10 protein-coding genes and 3 pseudogenes are annotated in these 10,360 nt (G+C 63.3%); 6 read left to right on the top strand and 7 right to left on the bottom strand.

Annotated elements, in window-relative coordinates:
* Positions 1-18: 18 nt before the first annotated feature.
* Positions 19-852, bottom strand: coding sequence for an MFS transporter (locus tag AB0876_RS33795; protein WP_052773276.1), 834 nt, complete (start codon positions 850-852; stop codon positions 19-21).
* Positions 853-1,564: 712 nt separating this feature from the next.
* Here AB0876_RS33795 and AB0876_RS33790 point away from each other — a divergent pair.
* The gene (locus tag AB0876_RS33790) at positions 1,565-2,476 is read left to right on the top strand and encodes an alpha/beta fold hydrolase (RefSeq protein WP_157894438.1); all 912 of its coding nucleotides are present in this window, start codon (positions 1,565-1,567) and stop codon (positions 2,474-2,476) included.
* A gap of 586 nt (positions 2,477-3,062) precedes the next feature.
* On the opposite strand, the pseudogene AB0876_RS33785 reads toward AB0876_RS33790, so the two are convergent.
* Positions 3,063-3,212, bottom strand: a pseudogene (locus AB0876_RS33785) (IS1634 family transposase); the annotation flags it as partial.
* Between the two features lie 77 nt (positions 3,213-3,289).
* Here AB0876_RS33785 and AB0876_RS33780 point away from each other — a divergent pair.
* Positions 3,290-3,616 (top strand): annotated as a pseudogene (locus tag AB0876_RS33780) (transposase); the annotation flags it as partial.
* A 523-nt stretch (positions 3,617-4,139) separates the two neighbouring features.
* Here AB0876_RS33780 and AB0876_RS33775 read toward each other — a convergent pair.
* From AB0876_RS33775 to AB0876_RS33760, 4 genes are read right to left on the bottom strand one after another with little or no spacing between them, the layout of a single operon-like run.
* Complete coding sequence (locus tag AB0876_RS33775; protein WP_131721950.1) at positions 4,140-4,466, bottom strand: integrase core domain-containing protein; 327 nt, start codon at positions 4,464-4,466, stop codon at positions 4,140-4,142.
* Positions 4,447-5,796: an IS30 family transposase gene (locus tag AB0876_RS33770; protein ID WP_234713714.1), complete on the bottom strand. Its 1,350-nt coding sequence runs from the start codon at positions 5,794-5,796 to the stop codon at positions 4,447-4,449. The genes AB0876_RS33775 and AB0876_RS33770 overlap by 20 nt, the downstream gene beginning before the upstream one ends.
* Entirely contained in the window at positions 5,736-6,506 is a 771-nt protein-coding gene (locus AB0876_RS33765; protein ID WP_198539048.1) for an IS3 family transposase, read from the bottom strand. Before AB0876_RS33765 ends, AB0876_RS33770 begins: the two co-directional genes overlap by 61 nt.
* Before the next feature lie 5 nt (positions 6,507-6,511).
* Positions 6,512-6,802, bottom strand: a complete 291-nt coding sequence (locus tag AB0876_RS33760; RefSeq protein WP_047040760.1) for a transposase — start codon at positions 6,800-6,802, stop codon at positions 6,512-6,514.
* A gap of 161 nt (positions 6,803-6,963) precedes the next feature.
* Here AB0876_RS33760 and AB0876_RS33755 point away from each other — a divergent pair, with 161 nt between their 5' ends.
* The 4 genes and pseudogenes from AB0876_RS33755 to AB0876_RS33740 form a co-directional block, all read left to right on the top strand.
* A complete protein-coding gene (locus AB0876_RS33755; protein WP_047040757.1) occupies positions 6,964-7,341 on the top strand; it encodes a hypothetical protein in 378 nt (125 codons plus the stop codon).
* Positions 7,342-7,435: 94 nt separating this feature from the next.
* On the top strand, positions 7,436-7,654 hold the full coding sequence (locus tag AB0876_RS33750; RefSeq protein ID WP_047040755.1) for a hypothetical protein: 219 nt from the start codon (positions 7,436-7,438) through the stop codon (positions 7,652-7,654).
* Positions 7,651-8,073: a hypothetical protein gene (locus AB0876_RS33745; RefSeq protein WP_156525812.1), complete on the top strand. Its 423-nt coding sequence runs from the start codon at positions 7,651-7,653 to the stop codon at positions 8,071-8,073. Before AB0876_RS33750 ends, AB0876_RS33745 begins: the two co-directional genes overlap by 4 nt.
* A 114-nt stretch (positions 8,074-8,187) precedes the next feature.
* Positions 8,188-9,261, top strand: a pseudogene (locus tag AB0876_RS33740) (ISL3 family transposase); the annotation flags it as partial.
* A 267-nt stretch (positions 9,262-9,528) separates the two neighbouring features.
* Here AB0876_RS33740 and AB0876_RS33735 read toward each other — a convergent pair.
* Positions 9,529-10,320, bottom strand: coding sequence for an IclR family transcriptional regulator (locus AB0876_RS33735; RefSeq protein WP_047040750.1), 792 nt, complete (start codon positions 10,318-10,320; stop codon positions 9,529-9,531).
* Between the last annotated feature and the right edge of the window lie 40 nt (positions 10,321-10,360).

Here is a 10,360-nt window from a genome sequence, read left to right as displayed (position 1 = left end):
CGCCAACGCTGGTCTTGATCAGAATTCGGATTCCTTGCAGATCATCTTCCGGGAAGGCACGCCCGCCCGGGATCCACAGGTTCTGATCATTGCTCTCGCGACCCCGATGGTCACGACTATCTCTCTCCAGAATTTTTTGATGCTAACCATCAATGGGTTGTGCACAACTGCATCACTCTTTTCGAGTGCCTCAAACGTGGGGGTCTCCTCGACTCCGAGGCGCAGCCACAGGGCTCCGAGAGTTGTGAATATGGCGAGAAGGAAGGGGATCCTCCATGCCCAAACGAAAATTTCTTCCTGAGTGAATACGGCTGACAGGACACCAATCGCTCCCGAGCTAAGCAATAGACCTCCAGCTGTACTTACCTGCTGCCAGCTTCCGTAGAGGCCGCGGTGCGCGGGCGGGGCCGACTCAACCATAAAGATGGCCGAGCCAGATGATTCGCCTCCAGCTGCGATGCCCTGGAGCAGGCGGAGAATTGTAAGTAGGATAGGCGCAGAAATTCCGATGGAGGCCTGGGTTGGCAGCACACCAATAAGTACCGTGCAAATACCGATGAGCAGGACTGAAGTAACGAGAGCCAAGCGCCGGCCGTAACGGTCTCCAATGTGGCCAAACAGCACGGCGCCCAGTGGCTTCGTGAGGTAGCCGGAGGCGAAGACGGCAAAGGTTAAGATCAACGCGCCGGTTCCGTTGTCAGAAAAGAAGAGCTTGGCGAGGATAACCGCCGAATAGCCATAAATCCCGATGTCATAACCCTCCAAGACATTACCGGCTGCGGCGGCGATGGCGGCACGGCGAGAGTGGGTACGTACCGACTCAGACTCGAATTTGGACAGTGTTTGTTTCATTGGTCAGTCTTCCTTCTCTAATAGGCGGAGGGTGAGAATGTCGAACTTCTCCATGTGTCTAATTCGCGATCACTGATGCATCCGACCACTTGAAGCGAAGTTGTGTCGAACACGCGACGGCATGTCGCGTCGCAGAAGCTTTTTGTCTCGCTCGAGAGCATTTTCACGTCGAAGGTCAATCTCTCTTCCTGGGGGAGATTGACCTGGCGCTGCATTCCAGTTGGAGCATGATGGCCTGTGGGCCACTGCCCTCTGTTAGGCAGAGAGTGACTCTGATGGGTGCTATCCACTCGCTCGTCGTTCGTCAATGGTTCCGCTCAATCCGGGCTTCGCAGCTCGTGGCGGTCGCCCGCCTACTCGATCGCGTTGACGCTGGCCAGGCGGCCCAGTGGAGCCGTGGAGAGCCAATGTCGAGTAGGCGCACGGATGTTGGTATGGCGCCTGGCAGCCAGCCGGTTGTGGTTGCTGTTGTATCGGCGTGTATTCACGTCAACCAAGGCGTACCAATCGGGATGGGCTCGGCGGGCCCCATCAGCAGCTGGCGCACAACGAGCGTCAACCGACGACCGGGATGTCGACGGCGATCGCGGGCGTTCAACTTGTCACCGGCGTTGAATCACGGATCCCTCTTGACAGAAGGCTTCTCTGTGTGACAGAAATGGCAGATACTCGCCCCATAGGCGAGCCAGTTGCTTTGATCAGGAGGCTTGAGTTGAACACAGACCTGTCCGTGAACTACATATCCGTCGGCGGAATCAGGACGCGCTATATCGATCAGGGCGAGGGTCCGGTCATCCTCCTGATCCACGGTGGCCACTCGGGTATGAGCATGCCGGGCGGCGGGGATGGTTGGGCTCCCGTCATCGCTCCTCTGGTCGACAAGGGCTTCCGCGTCGTGACCTTCGACAAGCTGGGGCAGGGAGAGACTGACCTCGCGCCGACGCATGCCGAGTGGACGTTCGATGCGGTGGTCAAGCACGCCAGGGGCTTCATCGACGCTCTGGGACTCGAGGACATGATTCTGGTCGGGCACTCGCGCGGTGGCCTGCTGGCGAGCAAGCTCGCTCTTGACATGCCGGAGTCGACCAAAGGTCTCTTCATCGTGTCGAGCGCGACGCTCGCTGGCACCGACGCTAAGTTCCGCGACGTTGAGTTCTACGACGCGATCACGCGTTCGCTTCCGGCGGACGCGTCTCCGGAGGAGATCTGCGGAGCCTACTTCCGTGCGCTGTACGTGACCCCGGTGCCGCAGGAACAAATCAATGCGGCCGCCGCTAAGTACGTCAAGGAGAACCACCAGAACGCCCTCAAGACCTACCCGATGGTTGAGAAGAAATACTGGGAGCCGAGTCTTCAGGCGGCGAAGGACGACATCCGCGCTCGCCTCTTCGCCGGCGAGGTCAATATTCCCGTCGAAGTCGTCTGGGGCCGCGACGATCGCTCGGCGCCGGTTGACCTGGGCATCGCCTTCTACCAGAAGCTCGCCCTCGTCTCGGAGACCACGAGCCTGCACATCCTGGGAACCGCGGGCCACAACGTCTTCGCGGAGCGAACCGAGGACTTCGTTCGAATCCTGGCGGACTACGCAGGCCGTCGCAGCGCCAGCTATGCGACGCGTCGTTGATGGTGATCCTGGGGAACTATCCCGCTTGACGGGGTCTTCGAGTCCGTGCCGGATTGGCGCAGCGCGCCCAGATCGTGCTGCTGGCTTCGGCGTGCGAGTCGAACACCGCGATCGCGGACAAACTGGCCTGTATCTCTTGAAGTGGCCCCCCTGTTCGTGTCCGGTTTCCGGCGACCACGGTGGGCTCTGGGAGAGGGGCCGAAGACAGCGGCGGTTTTCGGCTGGGCGTGATGTGCCCGTGAAAGAGATCGCGGCGCCCGTGGCTCCGTCCTCCCCGGACGAACCCGGTTGAGGGAATTGTTGCCCGGGCTGGTGTGCCGGTTGCGCTCAGCGCGCCGGGCCGGCCCGGCGCAGGCGCCGGATGACGCACAAGCGCGGGATCCTTCGGCGGGCGACAGCCGCAGGGCGGCCCGCATTGGGGCATGGCGGTCCTCCCGCGGGGTGGATTCTACCCCTGATTCCGCTCCCCCTTCCACGGGCCACTGGCTGGCCCCGCCAGAGGGGGCGGAGGAAGAAGCGGTCCCCATCGTGGAAGCCCTCGGCTGCGGCCGGTTCTGGGTCTGAGATCGGTGCCGGGCGGGGCTCACACTGGCCGGGCCTTCAGATCGGACTTGGTCATGCGGAAGGACGCCTCAACCTGCCACAGGTCGTGATACGCGCCGATCACCGCTGCTGCGGACATCTTCTCGGCGCCGGTGACCTTCAGGAACCTCGCCTTCTTCAGCGGCGTGCTGCCCGGGCAGGGACTGGGGAATTAACGGTGTATCCGGCTCGACACGCCGGGGCGGCAAGCCTGGCGGGAAGGAGCCCGATATGGCCGCAACACTTGAGGCTGTGCCGAGTACGAAAACCGTTGACGAACTGACAGAGAAATCCGAGGCCGAGGCTGCCCGCGAGCTGGTCAGGATGGCGAGGGAGCAGGGGCTGTCCCTGGCCGGTCCTGACGGACTGCTCAAGCAGCTGACCAAGACCGTCATCGAAACCGCCCTGGACGAGGAACTGACCGAGCACCTCGGTTATGAACGGCACGACACGGCGGCGAAGGATACTGCCAACTCGCGCAACGGAACGCGGTCCCAGACCGTGCTGACGGAGACGACAGGCCCGGTGCAGATCGACGTTCCGCGGGACCGGGAGGGGTGCCGATAGGCCCTGCTGCGAAGGTCCCGTGCTGCGTTGGCGCCGAGGATCAGCCCCCGATATACGGGGCGGTTTCTAGTGAACGTTGCGAATTAGATGTGTTTGCATCCGGTGTCCTAATCGTTGCATGGCTGCCCGTGGCGAGCGGTCGTTGAGACATGCTCGGGGCCTGTCGTTGAGTCCGTCGCAGACGTCATCGAGCTGGTCTAACTCCACACGTTCAGGTCCGTGCCCTTTGGAAAGTACTGCCGGAGCAGTACGGGGTCGCTTTAAGGGCCCTTCGCAGTTAAGCATGGTTGATGTCTCGGCCGGGCAGGGGCACTGACGGTCGGTGTTGTTGAAACCAAAGACCGGGCCGTGGAGAACGCGGCCTTGAAAGCTGCCGTTTCGTATTTGGCTGCGTCGATCGGGAGGTGCGCCCGGGCTTGTAGAGCCGCAGACCGTCCGTGCCGCAGGCCCATTCCGGTGGCGGACGGTGTGAGGTGTGTCAAGGATGTGAGACAGTCGGGTAGTTTCTTTTCGGTCAGGCAGCAGCGGGAAGCGGCTGGTTTCTGGTTGTGAAGTTGGCCATTGCTGTCGCGGGCGGCAGACCCTCGTTGTTGGTGTGAGGGCGCCAGCGGTTGTAGAACACTTCGATGTAGCGCATGGTCGCCCGTCTGGCGTCCTGGCGGGTGGTGAAGCTGTGGTGATGGTAGAACTCGTTTTTCAGGGATGAGAACAGCGATTCTGCGACTGCATTGTCCCAGCACACCCCGGTGGCGCCCATGGATTGGCGGATCTTGTTTCCTGCGCACCAGGCGCCCATTTCCCGGGAGGTGTACTGGGCGGGTTCAATCGGTCGTTGCAACACCGGGTTGTTGGAGTGAGTGTAGCTGTTGGGCAAAGACTTCGGCGGGAGTCTTCCAGCCGAGGACCTTTCGGGGTCGGTTGTTGAGCGTCAGTGCGACCGCTTCGAGGTCTTGAGCCGACCATCGAGATAAGTCGGTGCCTTTCGGAAAGTACTGACGCAGAACGCCATTGGTGTTCTCGTTGGTAGGCCGCTGCCATGGCGAGTGCGGGTCGGCGAAAAACACCTTCGTTCCGGTGTCGAAGGTGAACTGGGCGTGCGCGGCCAACTCTTTGCCGCGGTCCCATGTCAACGTCTGACGCAGCTGCTTGGGTAGCTGTGCCAGTGAGGCGATCAGGGCAGCGTTCATCGCCTCGGCGCCGTAGCCGCTGAGCGCCGGCCCGTTCTTCACCGGCGGCGCCAGACCCCACCCCTCGAGGCGGGGAAGGTGAACCAGCATCACCGAGCGGCTCTTGCGTTCCACCACGGTGGCAATCGCCGACCGGCCCGCACCGATGATCAAATCACCCTCCCAATGCCCAGGAACTGCGCGATCGGCGGCTTCGGCAGGGCGTTTGCTGATCACGACGTCCGCGGTGACATGTCCCTGCGGTTTGTTCTGTGTCCTGGCCCGCGGGACCCGCAGCGCACGACCGGTCCGCAGGCACGCGACCAATTCCCGTTTGAGCGCCCCACGCCCCTCGATGAACAAGGACTGATAGATCGCCTCATGGCTGATGCGCATGGACTCATCATCGGGGAAATCCAGCGGTAAGCGGTGGGCAATCTGTTCCGGGCTCCATGCTGTCGACCACCGTCGGTCTTGTCGGTGCGGCTTGTTGCGGCCGTTCCAGGCCTTGGTCTGCGGACCTGCGACGGCGGTGCCGTCGGGTCCGCGGACACTGCCATCGAGCCGCTGCTGCACGTACTCACGCAGCTGCGGGTTGACTGCCAGTTTCGCGGGTTTCGGGCGCTTTGCTGCTTGCTGGGCCTTCCACTGCGCCACCCCTGCGCGGTACACCTGCGTGCCGCTGCGGGTGGCTGCGTTGCGCCGCAGTTCCCGCGAAACTGTCGAGGGGTCACGCTTGATCTCGCGGGCGATCTCACGCACCCCGGCGCCCTGGGCGCGTAGCAGTGCGATCTCCTCCCGCTCGGCGAACGACAGATACCGGCCCGTGGGCTCATCCAGACTGATCGGCGTCATGCCGCCAGCGTGGTGGAACCACCTGGTCGCCACCGGTGTCGACACGCCGACCTCTGCGGCTGCGTCGTCGGTGGAGACACCCTGGGCGATCAGCCGCCAAAACTGACGCTGCACCGACCGCGACGGGTCCGGGCGCCCTGGTGAGCGCATCGCAGGCCGCAACGCACGGTCAGCCGCCCACTGCCGTCGCCTACCAACCGATTCCGCGTCCTTACGCTTGGCCACACCACACCTCCGTGATCAAGGTGTTGCGACGACCAGTTGAATCCGCCCTGCGTTCCGTGGTCGCTGTGAAAAATGGCGTTGGGGCTCAGGTGGCCGCTGTCCCTGGCCATCGTCAGGGCTCCGGTAACCAACGAGGCGCGCATGTGCTCAGCCATGGCCCAGCCGACGACCATGCGGGTGCACAGGTCAATGACAGTGGCCAAATACAGCCACCCTTCGCCGGTGCGCAGGTAGGTAATATCGCCCACCAGACGCGTTCCAGGGGCTTCTGCAGTGAAGTCCCGGCCGATGAGGTCCTCGAAGACTTTATCCGGATCCGAGGCGATCGTGGTGCGCTTGAACGCTCTCATCCGCTTTGCCGCCCACCCGTTTTCGGCCATGATCCCCGCGACAGTGCCCACCGAAACCTCGATGCCGGCGGCGGCAAGTTTCGCATGGACCATGCGGTGCCCGAAGATCCCGTCGGAGGAATCGAAGACGGTCTTCACCTGATCCGTCAGTTCCCGGCGGCGCAGCGCAGTCGGGGTGTCGCCGGCGTCCAGCCGCCGGTAATACGTCGCCCGTGGGAGACCAAGCTGGCGGCACATCCAGGCCACCGGGAAGTCGGCGTTCTTCTCCTGAACAACTCGGTACAAGTCCTCTACCGTTGTTCTTTGGCGAAGAACGCCGAAACTTTTTTCAGGAAATCGTTCTCCCTCTCCAGCTCACGCATCCGTGCTTCCAACGCCTTGTATTTCGCAGGATCCACCGGATCATCCGGTTTCCCCCCACCGCCTGGTTGCCCCTCACGGGACACCCGCACCCAGCGTTTCAACGCGGTGACGGAAATGCCGAGCTCCGGAGCGACAGAAGCCGGCGAACGGCCAGATGAAACCACGAGCTCAACGGCATCAGCCTTGAACTCATCGGAATAGGTAGGTCGAGCAGACATGAGCACAATCCTTTCAAACTGTGTCTCACATCAGTAGTACACCTCAGTGTGCCTGCGGCGCGGACGATCTGCGGCGGGACGAACCACCCGAGACTCCCCTTCCGTCGTACCGGAAGCACTCCGAAAAGACCAGGACTTTGAACAACCTGAAGGACAGACCCATGACCACAAACTCCTCAGATCTGGCCCTCACGGTCGCCGTCACCCACCGTGGCGCTGGAAAAGAAGCCTTCGCGCACCTAACGCGGGGTGAATCCCTGGCCATGATTCCGCCGTTGATCCTCGAACTTTCCGGCAGGATCAGCCGCCGGGCTGCGCTCCTAGAGGCGTCATCAATCGACGCGGCCCACAGTTCCGATGACCTGGCCGCCCTCGCCTGGATTCAGCAATCCCTGGAAGATGTTGAAGCCACCATCATGGGACTGTCGGAGGTAAACCGCCGCCGTTCTGCAGCGTTCCACGGTCCTGCCCCTTCTTCTGCCGGAAGCCTTGGTCCCCTAGGTTCCGCCGGGGCCGCCGGGATTTGGGCCCTGGCTTGATCATGCCGGCGGGCTGCCGCTCCTCCGTTCCGTCCCAGGGACATTTGGCGTGTCCCAAAGTACTGATCACCGCCCTCAGATTAAGGATTTGACCATGCACGCAGCACCCGGTTGTCTCGTCGTCGCCGTTCACACCCGAAAAGAACTGGACGCCGCCCTGGATGAAGCGGTGGATCTGCTGAAGCCGGCGGCGATGGCTGAACACGTCGGCATCTCGGTGGCCCGCCTCGCCCCGGGCCGCTATGAAGCGCGCCTGGACAGCGACGTTCCACGCGGTGTGACACTCGAAAGGTGGGGGAGCGGGCTGCGATGAACGGACAGCAGAGCGATCTCTCCGGCGCGCCGGCTGGCAGCGTTTTTAGCATGGTCTGCCCCGCCGCCCGCCAGGCCGGCTGTTCCCTGCGTACGGCGGCTCTCGGCGCAGCGCCGGGGAGGAATGGGTTGAAAGAGTCGCTGACAGAATGCGAAATCGAAGTCTTCCTGTCCCTGGCCCGCGGGCACCGCATCGCTGTGAGGGATCATGAAACCGGGGCATTGTGGTACGGGCGGGTTGACATGACGTTTCCGGAACACGGATTTGTCTGGGTCATCACGGACGTCGGTGAGCGGAAGTTGCTCGACGTTGGCGTGCACACAATCTGGCGGCCGGAGGAGTCCGGCGCCTGCGGCCGCGTTCGCCGGGAAGCCGGTCGCCTTGGGCCTTCGACGATGAGCAGGGTGAGGGCCGTCTGACGCCGGGGGCAGGGCGTGGCCGCATGCAGCTGCGGCGTGGTGCGGCAGGAAAGAGGTCAGGGCCTCTTTGAATTGGTCGCGACCAAGCAACCAATACCCAAAAGAGACCCTGACATGAATAACTCTATGTCGTGTTCCGGTGGCCGCTGGTGCACGCGCGCGGATGCGCTGCTCGGTGTCGAGGGCGTCCGCGTCAGCTCCGTCACGGCAACCGGTACCGGCCTGCTTCTGGGCGTCGAAACCGGGGAGAACGTCACCGGCTGCGCCGACTGCGGCGTCATCGCGGTCGGGCATGGACGCCGCCAGGTCCGTCTCCATGACATTCCCTGTTTCGGCCGCCCGGTGCGGCTGCTGTGGGCCAAACGTGTCTGGCGGTGCCCGGACCCGGACTGCCCGAGAACGACGTTCACAGAGGAGCACCCGCTGGCAGGACCACGGGCGAAGCTCACCGCCAGGGCCGCCGGGTGGGCGACCGATGCGCTCCAGCATTTCGACACCTCGGTCTCCGCCTTGGCCCATCAGCTCGGCGTCTCCTGGCACACCGTCTGGGACGCGGTCAGGATCGAAGCCACCCGGCGGATCGCATCGACCGGCCGGCTGACCGGGGTAGATGCGCTCGGGGTCGATGAGCATGTCTGGTCCCACACCGGCCCGCCCGGAACCGGCATGGTCACCGGGATCGTGGACCACACCCGCGACCCCGCGGGGGTGGTGCACGCCAGGTTGCTTGACCTGGTTCCGGGCCGGTCGGGGAAGGCCTATGCGGACTGGCTCAAAGAACGCGGCGCAGGGTTCACTGCCGGGATCAAGACCGCCGCGCTGGATCCGTTCCGCGGCTACGCGAACGCGATCCGTGACGAGCTGCCCGAAGCCATCGCCGTTCTGAACGCGTTCCATGTCGTGAAGCTCGGCTCGGCCATGATCGACGAGGTCCGCCGCCGGGTCCAGCAGGACACCCTGGGACACCGCGGCCGCAAGGGCGACCCGCTCTACGGAATCCGTCGAACCCTGCAGATCGGCGCCGAACACCTCACCGACAAACAAGCCGCCCGGCTCGATGCTAAGCTCAGCGCCGGGGATCACGGCCACGAAGTCACCCTGGCCTGGCAGTGCTACCAGAAGCTCCGCAACATCTACCACGCCCGCCCGGAGCGGGGCCGGGAACTCGTCAACGAAGTAATCACATCATTCCCGACCTCCCCATCCCGGAAGTCGCCCGACTCGGGCGGACACTCAATGGAAGACAGCGATCCTAGCCTACTTCGACACCCACGGCGCTTCCAACGGACCCACCGAAGCGATTCAATGGCGTCATCGAAACCACCCGCCGAATCGCCCGCGGCTTCCGCAACTTCACCAACTACAGACTCAGATGCCTACTGGCCGCCGGCGGCCACCGCCCCTACCGGAACAAACAGACCAACCATGCCTAAACGCGAAGCCGCTTTAAGTCTTCTAGACCAGGCGCCCCTGGAGTTCTTCTGCGGCTGCCCGGAGCATGCCCCCGAGGTCGCTGCGAAGCTCCTCCGACATGCGGTGGGCCGGCACAGATACGTTGATTCCGTAGACAGTGCCGCTTGGGCCGGCAACCGCGGCGGCGACCGATGTCACCCCGTCTTCGCTCTCTTCGCGGCTATTTGCGTAACCCCTGTGCCGGATTTCGTCGAGCTCCCTTTCAAGGTCCGACCTGGAGGTAATTGAGTTGGTAGTCAGCTTGGGGAGTTCCTGCCCTGGGTACAGATTCCGCAGCTGCTTCTCACCGAGGAGGCTCAGCATCGCTTTACCAGTCGCAGTGCAGTTTGCTGGCAAGGTGAGGCCCTGGCGGGAACCGACGCGGACCGCTCGCCTGCTTTCGATGGCGTCGATGAATTGGACGTCAGTCCTCTCAAGCCTGGCGAAGTGGACGGTTTCTCCCGTTTGTTCGAAGATCCGCTCGAGGACCGGCCGGGCCAGTGTCCGGATGTCCACCTGCCGTCTGATCGCAAAGGCAATCGAGCTCAGCGCCTGCCCAGGTTCGTAGGCCCGGGTCGCCGGGTTCTGCCGAACGAAGCCACGGTAGAGAAGCATGCCCATCAGCCGGTGCGCCGTCGACGACGCCACGCCCAAGTAAGTGCTGGCATCGGTCAGCCTGATGCTGGGCTGGGTTTCGAACAGCAGGAGCAGCCGCAGGGCGTTATCAACAGACTCGATGGGGTATTGCGGCGGCGGACCGTATTTGGATCCGTCTTCTGTCTCTGTCGATCGCATGCCTTGTATCGTACCCAGCGTCGGCGGGACTGTCGGCACT

Origin of the sequence: Mycobacterium sp. NPDC049093 (assembly GCF_040704635.1) — a bacterium.
In the GTDB taxonomy this organism is placed as follows: Bacteria; Actinomycetota; Actinomycetes; order Mycobacteriales; family Mycobacteriaceae; genus Mycobacterium.
This window is presented reverse-complemented; position numbering and strand designations above follow the sequence as displayed.

Excerpts from the sequence above, each read along its gene's own strand:
- AB0876_RS33795 (WP_052773276.1), bottom strand. The coding sequence starts at position 852 with ATGAAACAAACACTGTCCAAATTCGAGTCTGAGTCGGTACGTACCCAC.
- AB0876_RS33770 (WP_234713714.1), bottom strand. The coding sequence starts at position 5,796 with ATGCGCTCACCAGGGCGCCCGGACCCGTCGCGGTCGGTGCAGCGTCAG.
- AB0876_RS33760 (WP_047040760.1), bottom strand. The coding sequence starts at position 6,802 with ATGTCTGCTCGACCTACCTATTCCGATGAGTTCAAGGCTGATGCCGTT.
- AB0876_RS33755 (WP_047040757.1), top strand. The coding sequence starts at position 6,964 with ATGACCACAAACTCCTCAGATCTGGCCCTCACGGTCGCCGTCACCCAC.
- AB0876_RS33750 (WP_047040755.1), top strand. The coding sequence starts at position 7,436 with ATGCACGCAGCACCCGGTTGTCTCGTCGTCGCCGTTCACACCCGAAAA.
- AB0876_RS33745 (WP_156525812.1), top strand. The coding sequence starts at position 7,651 with ATGAACGGACAGCAGAGCGATCTCTCCGGCGCGCCGGCTGGCAGCGTT.
- AB0876_RS33735 (WP_047040750.1), bottom strand. The coding sequence starts at position 10,320 with ATGCGATCGACAGAGACAGAAGACGGATCCAAATACGGTCCGCCGCCG.